Origin of the sequence: Embleya sp. NPDC050154, from assembly GCF_044460165.1 — a bacterium.
GTDB lineage: Bacteria > Actinomycetota > Actinomycetes > Streptomycetales > Streptomycetaceae > Embleya.
On sequence record NZ_JBITJP010000030.1, the window covers coordinates 53,983 to 75,696 of the forward strand.

Annotated in this window: 7 protein-coding genes and 4 pseudogenes; 4 read left to right on the forward strand and 7 right to left on the reverse strand. The window is 73.0% G+C overall.

Features of this window, described 5'->3' with window-relative positions; genetic code table 11:
- Positions 1-128 precede the first annotated feature (128 nt).
- The 3 pseudogenes from ACIBSV_RS42020 to ACIBSV_RS42030 form a co-directional block, all read left to right on the forward strand.
- Positions 129-5,234 (forward strand): annotated as a pseudogene (locus tag ACIBSV_RS42020) (acyltransferase domain-containing protein); the annotation flags it as partial.
- 51 nt (positions 5,235-5,285) lie between these two features.
- Positions 5,286-5,801 (forward strand): annotated as a pseudogene (locus tag ACIBSV_RS42025) (SDR family NAD(P)-dependent oxidoreductase); the annotation flags it as partial.
- Positions 5,802-6,137: 336 nt separating this feature from the next.
- Positions 6,138-6,524, forward strand: a pseudogene (locus ACIBSV_RS42030) (acyl carrier protein); the annotation flags it as partial.
- A 123-nt stretch (positions 6,525-6,647) separates the two neighbouring features.
- Here ACIBSV_RS42030 and ACIBSV_RS42035 read toward each other — a convergent pair.
- From ACIBSV_RS42035 to ACIBSV_RS42060, 6 genes and pseudogenes are all read right to left on the reverse strand, one after another.
- Positions 6,648-8,063, reverse strand: a complete 1,416-nt coding sequence (locus ACIBSV_RS42035; protein WP_395872763.1) for an NAD(P)/FAD-dependent oxidoreductase — start codon at positions 8,061-8,063, stop codon at positions 6,648-6,650.
- 46 nt (positions 8,064-8,109) lie between these two features.
- On the reverse strand, positions 8,110-8,559 hold the full coding sequence (locus ACIBSV_RS42040; protein ID WP_395872764.1) for a nuclear transport factor 2 family protein: 450 nt from the start codon (positions 8,557-8,559) through the stop codon (positions 8,110-8,112).
- Positions 8,560-8,960: 401 nt separating this feature from the next.
- Complete coding sequence (locus ACIBSV_RS42045; protein WP_395872765.1) at positions 8,961-17,114, reverse strand: SDR family NAD(P)-dependent oxidoreductase; 8,154 nt, start codon at positions 17,112-17,114, stop codon at positions 8,961-8,963.
- Between the two features lie 532 nt (positions 17,115-17,646).
- Positions 17,647-17,784 (reverse strand): hypothetical protein, encoded by a 138-nt coding sequence (locus ACIBSV_RS42050; protein ID WP_395872766.1) that lies wholly within the window; start codon positions 17,782-17,784, stop codon positions 17,647-17,649.
- Positions 17,785-18,317: 533 nt separating this feature from the next.
- Complete coding sequence (locus ACIBSV_RS42055) at positions 18,318-19,298, reverse strand: threonine/serine dehydratase (protein ID WP_395872767.1); 981 nt, start codon at positions 19,296-19,298, stop codon at positions 18,318-18,320.
- A gap of 278 nt (positions 19,299-19,576) precedes the next feature.
- Positions 19,577-19,876 (reverse strand): annotated as a pseudogene (locus ACIBSV_RS42060) (ISNCY family transposase); the annotation flags it as partial.
- On the opposite strand from ACIBSV_RS42060, the gene ACIBSV_RS42065 reads away from it, so the two are divergent.
- Positions 19,810-20,196 (forward strand): hypothetical protein, encoded by a 387-nt coding sequence (locus ACIBSV_RS42065; protein ID WP_395872768.1) that lies wholly within the window; start codon positions 19,810-19,812, stop codon positions 20,194-20,196. The pseudogene ACIBSV_RS42060 and the gene ACIBSV_RS42065 overlap by 67 nt on opposite strands.
- Before the next feature lie 588 nt (positions 20,197-20,784).
- Here the strand turns inward: ACIBSV_RS42065 and ACIBSV_RS42070 are convergent.
- Positions 20,785-21,714 (reverse strand): PDR/VanB family oxidoreductase, encoded by a 930-nt coding sequence (locus ACIBSV_RS42070; RefSeq protein ID WP_395872769.1) that lies wholly within the window; start codon positions 21,712-21,714, stop codon positions 20,785-20,787.

A 21,714-nucleotide genomic window follows, 5' to 3' on the forward strand; every position in this document is an offset into this window, starting at 1 on the left:
TGGCCGCGCTCAGCGGCGAGGAGGACCACGCGGCCCTGCCCGTACCGCAGGCGGCCGGCCGTGACGACGAGCCGATCGCGATCGTCGCGATGGCATGCCGCTTCCCCGGCGGCGTGACCAACCCGGAGGAGTTCTGGGACCTGGTCGCGGCCGGCACCGACGCCATCGGCGGCTTCCCCGCCGACCGCGGCTGGGACGTCGAAGGGCTCTACCACCCCGACCCGGATCGGCCCGGCACCTTCTACACCAACGAAGCCGGATTCCTGGACGCCGCAGGGGACTTCGACGCCGACTTCTTCGGCATCAGCCCGCGCGAGGCACTCGCCATGGACCCGCAGCAACGCCTCCTCCTGGAGACCACCTGGGAGTTGTTCGAGCGGGCGGGCATCGCCCCCGACTCGTTGCACGGCAGCCCCACCGGCGTCTTCGTCGGCGGCACCCCCACCGGCTATGGCACCGACGTGGCGCGGATGCCCGAAGGCGTCGAGGGCTACGTGCTCACCGGCAACGCGGGCAGCGTGATCTCCGGACGACTGTCCTACCTGTTCGGCCTCGAAGGCCCGGCACTGACCGTGGACACCGGCTGCTCCTCCTCGCTGGTGGCGCTGCACCTGGCCGTCCAGGCGCTGCGGCGCGGCGAATGCTCGCTGGCCCTGGCCGGCGGCGTGTCGGTGACCTCGACCCCGGGCGGCTTCGTGGAGTTCAGCCGCCAGCGGGCACTGGCGGGGGACGGACGCTGCAAGCCGTTCGCCGCCTCGGCGGACGGCATGGGCTGGTCCGAGGGCGTCGGCATCCTGCTGGTGGAACGACTCGACGAGGCCCGCCGCAACGGCCACCCCGTGCTCGCCGTCATCCGCGGCAGCGCGATCAACCAGGACGGCGCCAGCAACGGCCTGACCGCGCCCAACGGCCCCGCCCAGCAGCGGGTGATCCGGGCCGCCCTCGCCGACGCGGGCCTCGCCGCCGACCAGATCGACGCGGTCGAGGCGCACGGCACCGGCACCACCCTCGGCGACCCGATCGAGGCCCAGGCACTGATCGCCACCTACGGCAGGGGTCGCGACCCCGAACGGCCGCTGTGGATCGGCTCGGTGAAGTCCAACATCGGCCACACCACCTCGGCAGCCGCCGCGGCCGGGATCATCAAGATGGTGATGGCGATGCGCCACGGCGTGCTGCCCAAGACGCTGCACGCGGACGAGCCGACCCCGCACGTGGACTGGTCCGCGGGCACCGTCGAACTGCTGACCGAGGCCCGGAGTTGGACGGGCGGCGCACAACCGCGCCGCGCCGGGATCTCGTCCTTCGGGATCAGCGGAACCAACGCGCACGTGATCCTGGAGCAGGCCCCCGAGGCGACCGCCGCGGACGCTGCGGCGCCGGCGCCCGAGCAGGACGCGCCGGCGCTGCCCGACGTCACCGTGCTGCCCTTTCTCGTCTCCGCGAAAAGCCCCGAGGGACTGCGTGCGCAGGCCGCGCGACTGGCCGACCACCTGGAGAACGACGCCGGCCACGGCGTCTCCCCGGTCGACCTGGCCCACTCGCTGCACTCCACCCGCTCGGCCCTGCACCACCGCGCCGTCGTGCGGGCCGCCGACCGCGCCGAACTGCTGCACGGGCTGGCCGGCCTGGCCGCCGGCACCCCGGCCGCCCAGGTCGTCCAAGGTCAGGCCCGGCACGGCGAACGCGTCGTCCTGGTCTTCCCCGGCCAGGGCTCGCAGTGGGTCCGGATGGCGGTCGGACTGCTCGACAGCGCGCCGGTGTTCGCGGCGCAAATCGCCGCCTGCCAACAGGCACTCGACCCGTACGTGGACTGGTCCCTCGAAGAGGTGCTGCGCGCAGACGCGGACGCCTCGCAGAGCTGGTTCGCCCGGGTCGACGTCCTCCAACCGGTGCTGTGGGCCGTGATGATCGCGCTGGCCGAGCTGTGGCGTGCCTGCGGCGTCGAACCCGCCGCCGTGGTCGGGCACTCACAGGGCGAGATCGCCGCCGCCTACGTCGCGGGCGCGCTCAGCCTGGCGGACTCCGCCAAGGTCGTCGCCCTGCGCAGCCAGGCGATCACCGCGCTGTCCGGGCGCGGCGGCATGCTCTCCGTCGGCGAACCGGCCGAACGAGTCGCCGCCCGCCTGGCACACTGGATCGGACGGTTGTCGGTCGCCGCGATCAACGGGCCCGGCTCCACCGTCGTCTCCGGCGATACCGCCGCGCTGGACGAACTGACCGCCGACTGCGCGGCCGAAGGCGTACGGCACTGGCGCATCCCGGTCGACTACGCCTCGCACAGCGCCCACGTGGAGGAGATCCGCAACCGGCTCGCCGACGTCCTCGGCGGCATCGAGCCGGGCCCGGCCCGCATCCCCTTCCACTCGACGGTCACCGCGGGCCGGCAGGACACCACCGACCTCGACGCCGACTACTGGTACCGCAACCTGCGGCAGACCGTGCGATTCGAGGAGACCGTGCGCGCCCTCGTCGAAGCCGGACACACCGCCTTCGTCGAGGTCAGCCCGCACCCCGTGCTGGTCGCCGGCATCGAGGAGGTGCTGGACGAGACGGGCGGGCACGCCGTGGCACTGGGCACCCTGCGCCGCGACGAACAGGACGTCGACCGCTTCCTCGGCTCGCTCGCCGAAGCGCACGTACACGGCCTGCCGGTCGACTGGACCGCGGTCCTCGGCGCCGACTTCGGCGTGCGCGTCCCACTGCCGACCTACGCGTTCCAGCACCGGCGCTACTGGCTGGAGTCCGGTACCGGCCGAGCCGGCGCCGGCGACGCCGCCGAACTGGGGCTCGCCCCCCTCGACCACCCGCTGCTGCTCGCCGGCACCACCCTGTCCGAACTCGGCCACCTGATCCTGACCGGCCTGATCTCGCTGCGCACGCATCCCTGGCTCAACGACCACGCCGTCGCCGGCACCGTGCTGCTGCCCGGCACCGCCTTCGTGGACCTGGCGGTCCGCGCCGCCGACGAGGCGGGCTGCGGTCGACTCGACGAGCTGACGCTCGAAGCCCCGCTGATCCTGCCGCCGACCGGCGGAGTACGGATCCAGATCGTGGTCGGCCCGCCCGACGAGACCGACCGGCGCACCCTCACCATCCATTCCCGCCCTGCCGCCGACCGGGCCGAGGACGGCGGCGGCTGGGTGCGCCACGCCGGGGCCGTCCTGGCCCCCACCACCCCGGCCGCCGGCTTCGACCTGACCGCATGGCCCCCCGCCGACGCCGTCCCGCTGGACACCGCCGACTTCTACGAGCAGGCCCGCGCCTCCGGGTACGCGTACGGGCCCGCCTTCCAGGGCCTGGAACAGGTCTGGCGGGTCGGTACCGAGGTGTACGCGGAGGTCGCGCTCGGCGAACGCGAGCGCGACGAGGCCGGACGGTACGGCCTGCACCCGGCGCTACTGGACGCCGCGCTCCAGGCGTACGGCTTGGCCGGCTCCGGCGGCCGAGATGCCAGAATCCTGTTGCCGTTCGCCTGGAACGGCGTCTCGCTGCACGCCTCGGGCGCCCAACGGCTGCGCGTACGGCTGATCCCCGAAGGCACCGACACGGTCACCGTGCTGGTCGCCGACCGCGAAGGCGCCCCCGTCCTGCGCGCCGAATCCCTCGTGTTGCGCCCCGTGGCCGTCGACCAGATCATCGGCGGCCGGGACGCCACCCGCGACGCGTTGTTCACCGTCGAATGGAAGCCGGTGACCGCGCCGGCCGGCGGCGGATCCGAGGACACCTGGGTGGTGCTGGGCGCGTCCGACACCCCGGGCACCCGGGACCTGCTCGCCGATCTGGCCGGTGCCGGGATCGCCCCAGCCGTGTACACGGACCCGGCGGCACTGGGCGCCGCCATCGAAGCGGGCGCCCCGGTACCGGACTTCGCCTTGCTCTCGCCCACGGACGCGGCATTGGAGTCCGGGAGCCTGGCCGCGCGGGTGCACACGTCCACGGCACGGGTCCTGGCGGATCTCCAGGCGTGGGTCGCCGACCGACGCCTGGCCGACGCCCGGCTCGTGGTGCGCACCCGCGGCGCACTGGCCACGGAGTCCGGCGAAGCCGTCGCCGACCTCGGCCGGGCCGCGATCGTCGGTCTCGTCCGCTCCTTGCAGAGCGAACACCCCGACCGCTGCGTCCTGATCGACACGGATACCGCCGCCGACTCCCGTCCGCTGCTGCCCGCCGCGGTCCGCGCTTCGCTTGCCCTCGGCGAGCCGCAACTCGCGCTACGCTGCGGCCGATTGCTCGCGCCCCGCCTCGGACGGATCGGCGGGTCCGCCGCGTTGGTGCCACCTCCCGGCGCGTGGCGGTTGGACACCATCAGGGCCGGGACGCTGGAGAATCTCGCGCTGGTCCCGGTGCCGGCCGCCCCGGAGGGCGAGGAACTGGGCGAGGGACAGATCCGGATCGGGGTCCGGGCCGCCGGTCTCAATTTCCGGGACGTGCTGATCGCGCTGGGCATGTATCCGGGTGCCGCGATGATGGGTGGCGAGGGCGCGGGTGTGGTCAGCGAAGTCGGGCCCGGAGTATCGGGATTCGCAGTCGGTGATCGTGTCCTGGGCATGTTCGGGGGCGGCTTCGGCCCGGACGCGGTCGCCGACCACCGGATGGTGGTTCCGGTGCCGGGTGACTGGTCGTTCGAGCGGGCGGCGTCGGTGCCGGTGGTGTTTCTGACGGCGTATTACGGCTTGGTGGAGTTGGGTGGTCTGCGGGCCGGTGAGTCGGTGTTGGTTCATGCCGGTGCGGGTGGGGTGGGGATGGCGGCGGTGCAGATCGCGCGTCATCTGGGTGCCGAGGTGTTCGCGACGGCGAGTGAGGGCAAGTGGGACACTCTGCGGTCGTTGGGTCTGGATGACGCCCATATCGCTTCGTCCCGGACGTTGGGGTTCGAGGAGCGGATTCGTTCGGCGACCGGTGGGCGTGGTGTGGATGTGGTGTTGAACTCTCTCGCGGGTGAGTTCGTGGACGCCTCGTTGCGGTTGGTGGCCGTTGGTGGTCGGTTCGTGGAGATGGGCAAGGCCGATGTGCGGGATGCGGGGGTGGTGCGGTCCGCGTATCCGGGGGTGGTGTCGTACGACGCGTTCGACTTGGTGGAGGCGGCGGGCGCGGATGGGATCGCGGGGTTGTTCGCGGTGTTGATGCCGTTGTTCGGGTCGGGTGTGCTGGTGCCGATCACGGTGCGGTCGTTCGATGTGCGGCGGGCGCCGGAGGCGTTTCGGTTGATGTCGCAGGCGAGGCATGTGGGGAAGGTCGTGTTGCGGATGCCGGTGCCGCTCGATCCGGGCGGGAGCGTTCTGGTCACGGGTGGCACGGGCACGTTGGGTGCTCTGGTGGCCCGTCGTCTGGTTGCGGAACACGGTGTGCGGAGTGTGGTGTTGCTCAGTCGTAGCGGTCCGAACGCCGCGGGCGCGGGGGAGTTGGTGGCCGAGCTCGGCGGTCTGGGTGCCCGGGTCGTTGTCGAGGCGTGTGACGCGGCCGATCGGGAGGCCCTTGCCGGGGCCTTGGCGCGGATACCTGTCACAGCCCCGCTCACCGCGGTCGTCCATGCCACGGGTGTGCTCGACGACGGCCTGATCGAGTCGATGACCCCGGAGCGTCTGGAGCGGGTCCTGCGATCCAAGGTCGACGGCGCGGTCAACCTGCACGAACTCACCGCCGACCACGACCTCTCCGCCTTCGTCCTCTTCTCCTCTCTTGCCGGCCTGCTCGGCAGTGCGGGACAGGCCAACTACGCCGCCGCCAACACCTTCCTGGACGCCCTCGCCCAGGACCGGCACGCGCGCGGCCTGACTGCCACCTCGCTGGCCTGGGGCCTGTGGGCCGAAGCCAGCGGGCTGACCGGCGCACTCGCCGACGCGGACCTGGCCCGGATGGCGCGTGGCGGGATCGTGCCGATGGCGTCCGACCTGGGACTCGCGCTCTTCGACACGGCCCGGGGCACCGACGAACCGCTGTTGGCGCCCGTGCGCATCGACCCCGGCGCGCTACCGGCCGGCCTGGTGGCCCCGATTCTGCGCGGCCTGGCCCGGGGGCCGGCCCGGCGCGCCGCGTCCGCCGATACGGCGGCCTCGGGCCCTTCGCTCGACCAGCGGCTGTCCGGTCTGTCCGCGGCCGACGGGGAGGAGCTTCTGCTCGACCTGGTTCGCGCCAACGTCGCAGCGGTTCTGGGTCACGGCTCGGCCGGCGCGGTGGATCCGGACCGGGCCTTCCGGGACCTCGGCTTCGACTCGCTCACCGCCGTCGAACTGCGCAACCGCCTCACCGCGGACACCGGCCGGCGACTGCCCGCCACCCTGATCTTCGATCACCCCACCCCGGTCGAGCTGGCTCGTCGGCTGCTCGACGACCTCGCTCCGGCACCGGTCGGCGCACCGGACGCCGCCGCGGAGGACGGCCCTTCCCGGGACGCCGCCGCGCCGGGATCGGCCGGAAACGGCACCGACGACGGGTTCGACGAGGAGGCCGTCGCGTCGATCGCCCTGATGGACGCCGACGAACTCATCCGCCTGGCGCTCGACGACTCCGGCGAGTCCTGACCCGCGCACGAGGATCGGCCCCGCCCATGACAGGGCGGGGTCGATCCTCGTTCACCGGCGCGAGCCCGCCGACAGAGCGCGCAAGGGGGTGGTCGGCCTGCGCCGACCGCCCCCTTCTCGCCGTCAGTGGCCGAGCAGCGCCGACTCGTCCGGCTTCAACGGTGGTTCGGCCGAGACCGGGCGGGTGGCCGGGCCGGCGGCGAACCGACGGACCGCGGCGAGCACCTCGGGCGCCTGTAGCCGGGTCAGTGGCGCGGACAGCGTGGTGACCTCCATCGTCGCGACGGCGACGGTGGGTTCGGAGAGCGCCGCGGTCGAGACCAGGTCCGCGAACTGCCGTCCCGCCGGGGAGGGGTTGGCCAACCGGGTGTCGGTGACCTCCGAGCGGCAGCCCGGATAGTCGAGGTCCTGGCTGGTCGCCAGGATCCACGCGTCGTCGATCGCCGCCGCGACCGCCCGCTGGACGCGCCGAGCGAGTTGGGGAACGAGGCCGCCGAGCCGGCGCAGCTCGCCGTCGAGGGCGAGGGCGCTGTGCGCGGCGCAGCTCATCCCGTGTCCGTACACCGGGTTGAAGGCCGCCAACGCGTCTCCGAGCACGGCGAAGCCAGCGGGCCACGGGTTGACCTGCTCGTAGTGCAGCCGCCGGTTCATCGTGCTGCGCGAGCCCTGCACCTCGGTGACCGGTTCGGCGGCGGCGATCAGGTCGCCGACGATCGAGTGCCGAACCGCCCCGGCGAACGCGGCGAAACCCTCCTCGCCGCCGGGTGGTTCCGCGCCCCGGGTCCCGGAGATGGTGACGATCCACCGGCCGCCCTCGATCGGGACGAGCACCGCGCTCTGCCCCGGGCGCCCCGAGCGGTGGTCCGGGTAGACACTGACCACGGGAAAGTCCTTCTCCGCCCCCACCGGCGCGCGGAAGATCCGACTGGAGTAGCGCAGCCCGGAGTCGACGGTCTCCTCCCGCACGGGAGGTACACCCAGCTCCGCCAGCCACTTCTTGGCCGGCGACCCGCGGCCGGTGCTGTCGACCACGAAGTCGGCCGCCAGCGGGGTCGGTCCGGCCGAACCGTCGCGCGGCCGGAGGTCGATCCCGGTGACGCGCCCGAACTCCGTGCGCGGACCGAGCACGTCCATCGCTTCGCGTAGGGTGATCCGCGGATCGCGCAGCACGGTGTCCCGTACCGTCCAGTCGAGCAGCTCTCGACTACACGTGATCATGAACTGGCTGCCCGGGAACCGCTGTTGCCAGCCGTACGCGGTCAGCGACACGACGTTCGCGGGCAGCCCGATCCGGTGCGCCCCAGCGGCGAGCAGTCGGTCGGTGGTACCGGGCAACAGGCTGTCGATCGCCCGGGCGCCGCCGGACATCAGCAGATGCGCGTGGCGGGCCTGCGGCAGGCCCTTGCGCGGATACGGACCGTCGGGCATCACATCGCGGTCCACCACGGTGACGGAGTCCACATGGCCCGCCAGTACGCGCGCGGTCAGCATCCCCGCGAGTCCGGCACCCAGCACCACGGCGTGCTTCGAGTCGGTCATCGGTACGCCACCCTTCCAGTCGTCGTTCGGGGCAGGGGAGGCCGCGTCATGCGGGGTCCAGGAACACCACGTCGGACAGGCCCCAGTAGCCCTGCATCTCGGCGATCAGTCCGTCGGCCCCGACCTTGATGGCCATCACGTAGTCGAAGCGGATGCGCGTGCCGGGGTCGCTCTCCTCGGGCGGCGCGGGGATGAACCCGAGGCGCACCAGATTCGGACCCCAGGGCTGGTAGTTCATGGTCGTGACGACCGGTACCGCGGCGCTCGCACCGTCCTGCGCCGCCACCGGTACACCGGAATCCTCGAAGGCCCGGCAGGCGATGGCCGCGCCCGCGTGCGCGCGCAACGCCTCGATCCCGCTCTGCGGCCCGGTACCCACCGGGTCCTCGAACCGTACATGCGGCGAATAGAGGGCCAGTAGGCCCTCCAGATCGCCGGCGTTCACCCGGCGGCAGTGCTCCACCACCAGGTGCTTGCGCAGATTCTCATCGGGCACGGCAACCTCCCGGCGCCCGCGGTCCGACCGGGGACGAAGTGGTGACAGGCATAGCCGGACTCTGACACGCGGCCCCCCGGCGGCAACCGCCTCGAGCCGCGGTTCAGGGGTACGCCCGCACAGGTTAGGGGTGCGCCGGGTGGCCATCGGTTCTCCGGGATCCCGTCCGGCGTAGTCCGAGTCCGGCGGGAACAGGCGACGCCGGCCGCGGCTCCCGCCGGCAGCGGGGTCGAGGTGATCCGGCGGCCGAACCGCTCCGCGCCGCCCGTCGACGGCACGTGTCGCCGCCGAGCCCACGAACGCGATCGGCCGGCCGCACCACGACGGACACGTCGCCGGCGTCCCGGCCGCCGGCCGGGACGCCGGCTGAACCACGGCGCTGCGCCGCGATGGGCGCGAGGTCACATGGTCACGTCGGTGGCGCCCCAGAAGGTCCTGGCCTCTTCGATGAGTCCGTCGTTGTCGATGCGGAACGTCATCACGGCGTCGACGGTGACCCGCTTGCGCTCGGGGTCCTCCACGTTGATCAGATCGGCGGTGACCGCGGCCGCGACGTGGCGGTCGTCGTGTGCGCCGACGATCGAGTGGACGGTGTCCTTGATGTCGGCCTGGGTGATGGTGACGTCGTAGAAGTGGCGCAGCGCCTCGTGGCCGCGGGTGACGGGAGCGCCCAGGGGGTCCTCGATGTATCCGTCTCCGGCGAACATGGCGACCACGCCGGCGACGTCCCCGGCGTTGAGCCTGCGGTAGTACTCGGTGATGATCTTCTTGCGGGTCGGCTCGTCGGTCATGGTGCTCCCTCCGTCGGTGGTGCTCGGCCGGAACGCGCCCAGCCAGTACGGCTCGCGCTGGAACGGGTAGGTCGGCAGGTCGATCCGCCGGGCCTGGACGCCGCGGAACAGCGCGGCGTGATCCAGGTCGGCGCCGGCCACGTACAACCGGGCCAGCGCCGACGCGATCGCTCCGGATCCGGGGGCCTGCCGGAGGTGAACGGTGACGGCCGCTCCCGAGTCGGGCCGGTCCTCGGCGGCACCGAGGTTCACGACGAGGTCGGTGCCGCGAGCCTCGGACGCGCCGCCGCGTTCTCGCGTCGGTTCGCCGACGACCGGTGCGGCGCCGGTGAGCAGGGCCTCGGCGTCGATCGGCTCGCCGCTGCCCGCCCGCAGCGCGGGAATTCGCGGCCGCGCGATCGTACGGTCGTCGAGGTCGTCCGTACGACCGGCGACCACCGCGGCAGCCTGACGCAGGGTCAGGCTGCCGCCGAGGTGGGCCGCGGCGATCTGTCCGAGGCCGCGGCCCAGCAGGGCGTCCGGGCGCAGACCCTGGCTCTCCAACAGCCGGTAGCCGGCGACGTGCGACGCGAACGCGGCCGCGGAGACGAGCGGTTCGCCGTCCGTGCCCGGGAGGGGCAGCGGCCGGTCCAGGTAGGGGGCGAGGGCGCCGGCGGCTCCGTCCCAGGCATGCGCGTAGGCCGGAAACGCGGCGTAGAACTCGGCCTCGGCGGCGGGCAGGCGCTCCTCGGCGTCGGGCAGCAGGGCCACCAGGCGTGCGCCCTCGCTCGCGGACCGGCCGGTGACCAGGGCGGGATGGGGGAGGCCGGCGGCCAAGGCGGCCAGGGCGTCGAGGAGTTCGGACCGATCCCGCGCCAGGATCACGGCGCGTTCCTCGAATGCGCTGCGCGTGGTGGCCAGCGACCAGGCGACGTCGGTCGGGGTGACGGTGTCCGCCTCGACCAGCCGTTCGCGCAGCCTGCGGGCCTGTTCGGCCAGGGCGGGGCCGGTGCGGGCCGACAGCAGGCAGGGCAGCGGTGCCGACCCGGTGTCGGGGGCGTCCCGCGAAGGCGGTGCGGTGGGGTCGTCGGGCGCCTGTTCGAGGATGAGGTGCACCTTGGTGCCGTTGCCGCCGAACGAGGACACCCCGGCGCGGCGCGGCCGCCCGGTCTCCGGCCACGGAACGGCCCGATGGGCCAGGGTGATTCCGCTGTCCTGCCAGTCGACGTCGGGCAGTGGCTCGGCGGCGTGCAACGCCTCGGGCACGATGCCGTGCCGCATGGCCAGGATCGTCTTGATCACGCCCACGACACCGGAAGCGGCGTGGGGGTGGCCGATGTTGGCCTTGACGCTGCCCACCCACAGGGGGCGGTCGGCGGGACGGTGTCGCCCGTACGCGTCGATGACCGCCTCCGCCTCGACCGCGTCGCCCAGGGGGGTACCGGTGCCGTGTGCCTCGATCACGTCGATGTCGGTGGGGCCGAGGCCGGCCTCGGCGAGAGCCAGGCGCATGACCTGACTCTGCGAGGGGCCGTGCGGTGCGGTCAGCCCGTTGCTGGCGCCGTTGTGGTTCAGGGCCGAGCCGCGGATCACCGCGAGCACCCGGTGACCCCGGCGGCGGGCCTCGGAGAGGCGTTCGACGACCAGCACGCCTGCGCCCTCGCCCCACCCGGTGCCGTCGGCGTCGGCCGAGAAGGACTTGCAGCGGCCGTCGGAGGCGATACCGCCGAGGTTCTCGAACGCGGCCGGGAACGCCAGCACGGTGACGCCGCCGACCAGCGCGGAAGCGCACTCGCCGCGCCGCAGCGCCTGGCAGGCCAGGTGCAACGCGACGCCGGAGGACGAACAGCCGGTGTCGACGGCGAGCGTCGGCCCCTCCAGACCGAAGGTGTAGGCCACCCGGGCGCAGGCGAACGGCGAACCGGCGCCGGAGGACACGTAGGGCAGGCTCGCCTCGGGCACCTGCCGCAGGTCGGAGACGTAGTTCTGGGAGAAGGTGCCGAGGTAGACACCGGTGCGCGACCCGCGCAGCTGTCGTGGGTCCTCGCCGGTACGCTCCAGCGCCTCCCAGGCCAACTCCAGCAACAGCCGTTGCTGGGGGTCGATCACCAATGCCTCTTCCGGGCTGATGTCGAAGAACGCCGGGTCGAAACCCGAGGCACCGGTGATGAAGCCGCCCTCGGACAGCAGGCCGACGCCGGGCATGGCCTGGTTCCAGGCCGCGAACCGGTCCAGGTTCCAGCCGCGGTCGTCCGGGACGGGCCCGACCGCGTCGCCGCCGGACGCCAGCAGGTTCCACAACTCGTCCGGCGATTCGATCCCGCCGGGGAGTCGGCAACTCATGCCGACGACGACCACCGGGTCGTCCTCGCCGACCGGCGCGTCGCTGCGGGTGGGGACCGGGCCGGCGGCCTCGTCCGGGTCTCCCGTGAGTCGGGAGCGCAGGTACTGGGCGAGCGCGCCGGGCGTGGGGTGGTCGTAGATCAGGCCGACCGGCAGGCGCAGGCCGACGGCGGCGGCGAGTCGGTTGCGCAGGTCCACCGAACTGAGCGAGTCGAAGCCCAACTCGCGGAACGGCCGCCCGGGACCGACCGCGTCGGCGCCGGCGTGGCCGAGCACGGCTGCGGCCTGTTCGCGGACGAGGTCGAGCAGGATCCGGGTGCGTTCGGCGGGGGGCTCACCGGCCAACCGGGCGGCCAGGTCCGGGCTGTTGCCTGCTTTCGTGCCCACCGCACGACGCAGGGGAGTACGGAGCAGACCACGGTAGAGCGGGGGCGGCGGATTGCCGGCGAGTTGCCGGGTGAGTACGGCGAGGTCGGTCGGCAGCGGCACGAACAGGGCGGTGTCGGTACGCACCGCGGCGTCGAAGATGGCGAGGCCGTCCGCGGTGGACAGGGTGCGGAAGCCGGCATCGACCATTCTGTCCTGGCCGGCGGTCTGTACGCGGCGGGTCAGCTCGCTCAGTTCCGCCCACATGCCCCAGGCCAGCGCGGTGCCGGGCAGGCCGTGGGCGCGGCGTCGCGCGGCCAGGGCGTCCAGGAAGGTGTTGGCGGCCGCGTAGTTGGCCTGGCCGGCGGTGCCGAGGACCCCCGCGGCGGAGGAGAACAGTACGAACGCGGCCAGGGGCGCGTCGCGGGTGAGTTCGTCGAGGTGCCGTGCGGCGTCCGCCTTGGGGCGGAAGACGCCGGCCACGCGTTCCGGGGTCAGGGCGTCCAGGACGGCGTCGTCCAGGACGCCGGCGGCGTGCACGACGGCGGTGAGGGGGTGGTCCACGGGCACGGCGGCCAGGACGGCGGCGAGCGCGTTTCGGTCGGCGGCATCGCAGGCGGCGACGGTGACGTGGGCGCCCAATTCGTGGAGTTCGGCGGTGAGTTCCTCGGCGCCGGGGGCGGCCGGGCCGCGGCGGCTGAGCAACAGCAGGTGTCGGACGCCGTGGTTGCGGACGAGGTGGCGGGCCAGGAGTGCGCCGAGGGTGCCGGTGCCGCCGGTGATCAGCGCGGTGCCGTTCGGGTCGAGCGGGGTGTGGTCGGCTGCGGGGGTGGTGCCGGCGCGGCTGAGGCGGGGGGCCCGCAGGGTGCCGGCGCGGATGGCGAGTCGGGGTTCGCCGGCTGCCAGGGCTTCGCACAGGAGATCGGCGAAGACCCGGGTGTCGGTGGTCGTATCGGTAGCGATGTCCGTGCCGGTATCGGTGCCGGTGTCGAGCAGGAGGACCCGTCCCGGGTGTTCGGCGTCGGCCGAACCGACCAGGCCCCACAAGGGCGCGGCCTCCAGGTCCGGCGCCTCGCCGACGCTCGCGACGACCGCGGACCGGGTGAGCAGGACCAAGCGGCTGTCCGCGAGCCGATCGTCGGCCACGAACGCCTGCATTAGCTCCAGGGCCGCGCATGCGGCGGCCTCGGGGCCGGCGCCGGAAGCGGCGGCCGGGACGACGACGACGTCCGGGGCGCGGGCGCCCGCGGCGACGGCGGCGGTCAGGGTGGCCAGGTCGCGGTGGACCCACACTTCGGCACCGGTGCCGGTCTCGGTACGGGTATCGCGGAGCGCGGCGGACAGCCCGACGTGGCCGGGGTCGTCGGTGAGCAGCGCCCAGTTCGCGGGCGGCGCCTCCGGTGTTATGGTCACCGCTGCCCACTCGACGCTAAAGAGCGTGTCGCGCGGCAGGTCCGCGGGCACCGCCGAGTCCCCTGCGGCCACCGGCCCGAAGACCACCGGGCCCAGGTCGGCCAGTGGCTGCCCGGCGGCATCGGCGAACGTTGCGGTGACCGTGTCGTCGGCGCCCGGACGCAGTCGGACGCGGGCGGAGTCGGCGCCGATGGCGTGCACGGCGACGCGGCCCAGCGACGTGGGCAGCCGGCCGGTGCCCTCGTCGTGCGGCGATCGGGCGAGGTGCCAGGCCCGGAGCGCGGCGTCGAACAACGCGGGGTGGATGTGGTAACCCCGTACCTCGCGGGCGTTCTCGCCGAGGACCACGTCGGCGAACACGTCGCCGCCGCGCCGCCACAACCCGCGGACCACCGCCCCATCGGGGCTGCCGTCGTCGTCCGGAAGCGGGAGCGGATCCGCGTCCGGGGGCGGCCGGTTGCCGTCCTCCACGACCGGCGGAGGAGACACATCGGTGAGGGTGGCGCCGGCGTGCCGGACCCATCGGCCGCCCGCGGTGGCGGGATGGCGTGCGTGCACGGTGAGCGTACCGGCGGAGCCGCCGATCCCGGCGGCGGTCACCTGGATGCGGGTGGCACCTGCCGTGGGCAGCACCAGCGGCCGATCCAGGACCAGCCCCGCCACGGTGGCGCCGACCTCGTCGGCGGCGCGTACCGCCAGCTCCGCCAGGGCGGCGGCGCCGAGCGTGGGCAGGCCCTGTGCATCATGCCGCACCGAAGGGTCGGCGGCGTCGACGACACCGGTGAGGACGACCGCGTCGCGGTCGGCCAGTTCCACCGCCGCACCGAGTACCGGATGGTCGGCGGCGTCCAGGCCCAGCGCGCCGGGTTCGATCGCGGTGGCGCCGGGCGACAGCCAGTAGCGGGCGCCCTGGAACGGGTAGGTGGGCAGCGCCACGTCTGCGGCGTCGATTCCGGCGAACAGCGGGCCGAGTCCGATCCTGCCGGCGCGGACCGCGGCCTCGGCCAGCGAGGTACGAAAGCGCGACAGGGAGTCGTCGGCGCGCCGCAGGGTGCCGATGACGGCGGCGTCCGCCTCGGCGTCCTCGGCACACTCCTCGACGGCCGCCGTGAGTACCGGGTGCGGACTGGTCTCGACGAAGACGCCGTGACCGCTCGCGAGCAGGGCGCGTACGCCCTCCTCCAGCAGGACGGTCTGTCGCAGATTGCGATACCAGTAGTCGGCGTCCAGTCGCGCGGTGTCGATCCAGTCGCCGGTGACGGTGGACCAGAACGGCAGATCGGAACCGCGGGGTCGGATATCCGCGAGGTCCGTCAGCAGCCGGTCGCGCAGGGACTCGACCTGTGCGGAGTGCGAGGCGTAGTCGACGGGGATGTGGCGCACGCGCACCCCCTCGGCCTCGCAGGCCCGCAAGAAGTCGGCGAGTCGGTCCTGATCACCGGAGACGACGGTGGAGCGAGGGCCGTTGTGGGCGGCGATCGACAGCCGGTGGTCGGCGCCCTGGAAACGGGCCAGGACCGCATCGACCGGCAGCGCCACCGAGGCCATCCCGCCGTGCCCGGCCAATTCCGCGGCGATCGCCCGGCTGCGCAACGCGACGACCTTGGCGCCGTCTTCGAGCGACAGCGCGCCCGCCGCACAGGCCGCGGCGATCTCCCCCTGGGAGTGGCCCAGGACGGCGGCCGGCCGCACACCGTGGTCCTGCCACAGCCGCGCGAGGGACACCAGGACCGCCCACAGCGCGGGTTGCACGACGTCGACCCGGGTGAGCGCGGCCTCGTCGTCCAGCACCTCGCTCAGCGGCCGGTCGGTCCAGGGCGCGAGGGCCTCCTCGCACGCGGCGAGGTGGGCAGCGAACTCCGGGCATTCGTCGCGTAGTCGGGTCGCCATCCCGGTCCACTGGGAGCCCTGGCCGGGGAAGACGAAGACGACCTTGCCGCGGACGGCGGCCGACCCCTCGACCAGCAGCGGTGACGGGACACCGGAGTCGAGGGCGCGCAGCGGTTCCCGGGCCCGGTCGAGGTCGTCGACCAGGACGACCGCGCGGTGTTCGAAGACGGTACGGGTGGTGGCCAGCGCGGCGCCGACCGCGACGGGGTCCGGTCGCGGCTCGCGCACGCTCCAGGTAGCCAGTTGTCGGGCGCGGGCCCGCAGCGCCTCCGGGGTGGCCGCGGACAGCAGCCACGGCACCGGACCATGGCCCAGCGGACCGTCCGCGCGCTGCTTCCCGGGTTCGGCCGGCGGCGGGTCGTCGTCGGGGTCGGCCTGCTCCAGGATGACGTGCGCGTTGGTCCCGCTGAGACCGAACGAGGAGACCGCGGCGCGGCGCGGCCGGCCCAACCGCGGCCAGTCGCGCGGTTCTTCGGCGAGGCGGACATCCCCGGCGGACCAGTCGATGTGCGGTGAGGGGGCGTCGACGTGCAGGGTACGTGGCACTTGCCCGTTGCGCAGCGCCATGACGGTCTTGATCACACCGGCGAGACCCGAGGCGGCCTGGGAGTGGCCGATGTTGGACTTGACCGACCCCAGCCACAAAGGAAGTTCGGGGTCGCGCTGCTGTCCGTAGGTGGCCAACAGGGCCTGCGCCTCGATCGGATCGCCGAGCGTGGTGCCGGTGCCGTGCGCCTCGACCATGTCGACCTGGTCGGGCGACAGGCCGGCGTCGGCGAGGGCGGCCCGGATGACCCGCTGCTGGGAGGGACCGTTGGGCGCGGTCAGCCCGTTCGACGCGCCGTCCTGGTTGACCGCCGAACCGCGCAGCACGGCCAGTACCCGCCGGCCGTTGCGCCGCGCGTCCGACAGCCGCTCGACCAGGAGCAGGCCCACACCCTCGGCCCAGGAGGTTCCGTCGGCCGCGGCGGCGAACGGTTTGCAGCGGCTGTTCGGGGCCATCATGCCCTGGCTGCTGAACCCGTGGAAGATGCTGGCGGTGGACATCACGGTCACCCCACCGGCCAGCGCCAGCGAGCACTCCCCGTTGCGCAGCGCCTGAGCGGCCAGGTGCAGCGCGACCAGTGAGGAGGAGCAGGCGGTGTCCACCGTGACCGCCGGGCCCTCCAGGCCGTAGACATAGGAGAGTCGGCCCGAGATGACGCTGCTGGAGGTACCGCTGACCAGGTAGGTGCCCACGCCCTCGGGCAGCGTCGTGACCCCGGCGCCGTAGCCGGTGCTCGTGGCGCCGATGAAGACGCCGGTTCGGCTGCGCTTCATCGAGGACGGCACGATGCCGACGCTTTCGAAGACCTCCCAGGAGGTCTCCAGGAGCAGCCGCTGCTGGGGGTCCATCGCCAACGCCTCGCGAGGCGCGATGCCGAAGACGGACGCGTCGAAGCGGTCGGCATCGTCGATGAAGCCGCCCTGCGGGGCCGGGCCGATGCCGTCGCCGGCCGCGGCGAGGTCGAGCACCTGCTGCTTCCAGCCGCGATCGTCCGGGAGGTCGCCGATGGCGTCGGTGCCGTCGACGACCAGCTGCCACAGATCCTGGGCGCTGGACACCGAGCCGGGGTAACGGCAGCCGATCCCCACGATCGCGATCGGCTCGCCGGATGTCGCGGCCAGCTCCTCGTTACGCGCGGTGAGTTGCTCGTTCTTCGCGCGCAGCCGTTCGTTCTGCGTCAGCGACGCCCGGAGCGCGTCGACGAGCCGGTCCGAAGGGGCGGTCACGCCGAACTCCGCTCGTCGCAGTGGCAGACCGGGGAAGAGGCCCCGGCCGAAGGGCGTTGGGCCGACCCGTGCATCGCCCGCCGCCCCGTCTTCACCACACCATGGATGTACGGCCTGTTCGCCTCACGCGAACGAGGGCGACCGAATGAGCCGTCACCGCTTGCCGCCACCAGGCAGGCGGTCTCGGACGTCGGCTCGACGCGCCGACGGCAGCGGCCCGCCGGCACCTTGACGGGCTCTGTTCTTGCGGGTGGGAGCACCCATCCCCGCAGTGGTCGGGGGCGAGCAGCCGGACAACTATCCACGGAGAACTCCCGTTTCCGTTTCGCCAACGGCACTGGCACCGCGCACCGACACTGGCGGACGATCACAACAGGGCTGCCCGTCACGCTATTGAGCCCAGTACCGGAGCCCAACCCCATCATCCGCTCGGGCCACCCCAGATCCTCCGCCCGAACCCCCTTACCGAGCGCCGGCGTTGGGAACCGGGCCTGCCACATCCAGGCGTCGATGCCCCGAACTCACGTCCGCCTCATCCGAGCGCGGAGAGCGCGTCGAGCCGCTCCGGCGCGAAGCCGGCCCGCCGCTGCCGTGCGTTCGCGAGGGCGACCCCGAGCTCGACCTGATGCGCCTCACCACCGTGTTCGACCGAGATCGTCTCCTCGTCCATCGACGCGACCGCGGGCCGACAGAGCCGAGTGCACGGGCCGACCGCCCCGTACGCGGACCGGCCGACCGCCTTGGGCTTCGTCCCTTGCCTCGGCCGGCCCACCCTCGTCGGTGGTGTCGTCCCGGTCGTCGAGGTCGGGGTCCTCCCACGCGTCGTCCTCGGCGAGGGCCGGGGAGTTCGGTGTCGCTGTCCGCCGTGGCGGCTTCGCTGTAGGCGCTGTTCCCAGGAGGCTCCCAGACCCGAGGCGTGGCCGTGAGGTAGAGCCGTCGGGCGGCGGGGAGCCGGGTGCCGAGCGGTCAGGACGGCGCCCAGCGACTGGTGGCGAGAAGCTCTGGGAGGCGACCGCGAAGCTGTCGTCGCACTCGCCGGCCTCCCCACGTCTGCCGACCCGACGCCGCAAGAACTCGGAACCGGCGGCAGCTTCATCCCACTGACACGACTCGTGGAGACGATCACGCCGCGCGGGCATCAATCAGGCGACCATCCGTAGCCGACCATGACACAACCACCGTCCGGGGCCGTCGGAGCAATTGTCAAGACCTATGGATGGGAGCCGTACCCACCCAGCGGTGATAGGCGTCCACGTCGACGTTGCTGCCGCACACGATGGTGACTACGTGTCGGCCGGCGAAGCGGTCACGGTCTTCGAGGACAGCCGCGATGCCGAGCGCGGCCGACGGTTCGACGACGAGGCCGGCGTGGTCGAGGAGCATCCGCATACCGGCGATGATCGACGCCTCCCGGACCAGGACGGCGTCGTCAGAGACGAGGAGGAGATCGTCCAAGACGGCCGGGATGGGACGCCGGCCGGCGACGCCGTCGGCGATGGTGTCGGTCGAGTCGGTGGTGACGACACGTCGTTGGTGCCACGAGTGGGTCATCGCCGGTGCGCCCAGCGGCTGGACGCAGATCACCTCGACTTCGGGTACCAAGGCTTTCACCACATGACCCACGCCGGTGGCCAGCGCCCCGCCTCCGAGAGCAATCAGGACGGTGTCGAACGTCTGTGCGGTGTCCACCAGTTCCAGGCCGACGGTCGCCGCGCCCTCGCAGGTCTCGATGTCCAGACTGTCTTCGACCAGCCGGATGCCGTCGTACCGCGCGATGGCCGCCGCCCGCTCGCGAGCCGACTCGTGGTCGCCGTCCACCAGCTCCAACCTGGCGTCCAACGCGCGGATGCGATCAAGCTTGGCCACAGTCGCAAAGCGGGATGCCACGACGGTCACGTCGAGCCCTCGGCCGCGACCGGACCAGGCAAGGGCTTGGCCAAGGTTGCCCGCGCTGGCGCACACCACGGCTCGCGGACCATTGTCGGCGAGCAGGCTCGCGACCACCTCGGTGCCGCGGGCCTTGAAGCTGCGGACCGGGTTCGCCGTTTCGAGCTTGATGCTCACCCTGCACCCGAGGCCGGGCTCCAGCGCCTCGCAGCGGTAGAGCGGAGTGTCGAGAAAAATCGGGTCGATCAATCGGCGAGCGGCCCGGATCCGAGCAGTGTCGAGGCGGGTCTCCTGCACGACACGAAAGACTAGCGCCGCCGGCGCTGTTCCACCGAATACTCCGCCGCCGAGCACTCCCCGCGGTAGCGCGAATGCTTGATCGCGTCGGTTACGCCAAGGCGGAACCAACCCTCCCGTCCCCTGGCGTCTCGGCCACGTTCCGCAGCCCTCAACGTGCCCTGGGCACGGGCACGGGCACAGGCACGGGCGCGGGCCCGACCCCGAGCGCGGAGTGCGAATTGGGCCCGTGAAAGGGAGGCCGGGAATGCGAGCACGAGATGCGGTGGCCGGCTGGTGGCCATCTCATCGGTGAGCCGATCGATCTCGCCCAGAGCTTGGCGGGTGCGCCGTCGCAGGGCGCGGGAGATCTGCCTCAATCGGCGTCCGGCCGAGCGGCCGCGGTCGCGGAACCGGGTGCGGCTCGTGGCGCCCTCGGCCTTGATCCGCCGGGCGAGTCGGCCCAGTTTGCGGACGCCGTGCGCCGGCAGGTCGGCGTCCGTGGGGTGGTCGATGTCGGCCTCGATCACGGTTGCGTCGACGCGGAGTCTGCGGCATCGCAGCAGCTTGTCCTCGACCGGGTTGCCCAGCAGCGCGGCGGGGCTCGATCGACGAGGGGTCCTCCCACCCCCTCGGCGCGACCGACCCCACGACCGGACGGACCCGGCGCGTCCTGACCGGGCATCGGGAGTGGGTCCGCGGGCTGTGTCTGCTGCCGCTGGGCGGGCGCACCCTGCTGGCCAGCGGCAGCAAGGACCGGACGGTACGCCTGTGGGACGTGGACGAGTTCCGGTGCGTGGCGGAGATCGCCGTACGCGCGCCGGTCGTCGCGCTCGCGGCCGCCGAGAATCGCATCTTCGTCGCCTCCGCGGCCGGGATGCACGCGTACGCGGTGGGTGCGGATGGCGTGGTCGGGTAGGGGTGTGCTTGCTGCGGAGGCAAATCCTGTGGGTGCGGTTCCGCTCACGGAAAGGGCTGACCCGACTCCGACCGCCGACCGACGGCGGCCGCGGGCCGGTCGACCTGCCACATCACGGTCGTTCGTCCCGTCGCCCGCATCGCCCAGGCCGCGGATCGTCGGCTCGGTGCGGCCGACGCGCCGTCGAGCACGAGGTCGACGATCCGTCGGCCGGTTTGCTCCGGATCGAGCCCGTTGGTCTCGCCGGATGCCATGCGACCGAGCAGGGGTGAGAGCGCACAGCCCTCACCGACGCCACCCGACAGGCCCCCTGGGCATTGTTCGGCCTGCGCAGCGTGCGGTGTGCCGACCAGGGTCGGGAGCGGCATGAGGCGCCCGCTCCGCCACCGCGAGGGTTCGGCGAAGGCGGGGGCGGATGTCCCTCCGGGATGGGCTGCGGGAGGGGCGGGGGCAGGACGCGCGACACGGGCCGCGACGCCCACCATCCTTGCTCGAACGGCTGCCGGGACGAGGGTACGGATACGAACGCGAGAATTCGGACGCCGGAAACCTCGCGGCGGATCATCCGGTCGGTGCGGCGATTCGGACTCAGATGTCGAGGACGAGTCGTTTGGTGCAGGCGCGCGAGACGCAGATCATGACGTATTCGCCGCTTGCCTTGTCCTCCTCTCCGAGGACGTGGTCGCGGTGGTCGGGCGTGCCCTCCACCACGAGCGTCTCGCAGGCGCCGCAGATGCCTTCGGAGCAGGAGCTCATCGTGCTCACGCCCGCGTCGTCGAGTGCCTTGAGGATGGTCCCGTCGGCGGGCACGGTCACCGTGACCCCGCTGCGCTTGGCGACGACCTCGAAGGGGACGTCGCCGGCCACGGGTTCGGCGGCGGGCGGAGCCGAGAAGCGCTCCAGGTGGAGCGCGCCCCGCGGCCAGGAGGAGGCCCGCTCCTCGACGGCGTCCAGGAGCGAACCCGGGCCACAGGTGTAGATCGCCGTGTCCTCGCGGGGGTCGCCGAGTGCCGTGTCGAGGTCGATCGGCCCGACCTCGTCGGTGGGATGCACGTGCACCCGCGAGGAGTCGAGCTCGTCGAGGAACGCCATCGAGGCCCGGCTGCGGCCGCCGTAGGTGAGTTCCCAGTCCAGTTGACGCCGCTCCGCTTCCCGGATCATCGGTATCAGCGGGGTGATGCCGATGCCGCCGGCCACGAAGCGGATGCGGGAAGGCGGGTCGAACGGGAAGTGGTTGCGGGGACCCGCCACCTCGATCGGTGCGCCGACGCGCAACCGGTCGTGGATGAACAGGGAACCGCCTCGGCCGTCGGCCTCCCGCAGGACGCCGATGCGATAGGACTTCCGGTCGTCCGGGTCACCGCACAGCGAATACTGCCGGACCGAGCCGCCGCCGACCGCCAGGTCGATGTGGGCTCCCGGTTGCCATCCGGGCAGGTCCTGCCCGATCGGATCCACCAGGACGAGGGAGACGACCCCCACGGCCTCCCATCGGACCTGTCTCACCAACAACTGCAT

What these genes read in the sequence shown, in the direction of transcription:
- ACIBSV_RS42035 (WP_395872763.1), bottom strand. Translation starts at nt 8,063, where the DNA reads ATGACCGACTCGAAGCACGCCGTGGTGCTGGGTGCCGGACTCGCGGGG.
- ACIBSV_RS42050 (WP_395872766.1), bottom strand. Translation starts at nt 17,784, where the DNA reads ATGGACGAGGAGACGATCTCGGTCGAACACGGTGGTGAGGCGCATCAG.
- ACIBSV_RS42070 (WP_395872769.1), bottom strand. Translation starts at nt 21,714, where the DNA reads ATGCAGTTGTTGGTGAGACAGGTCCGATGGGAGGCCGTGGGGGTCGTC.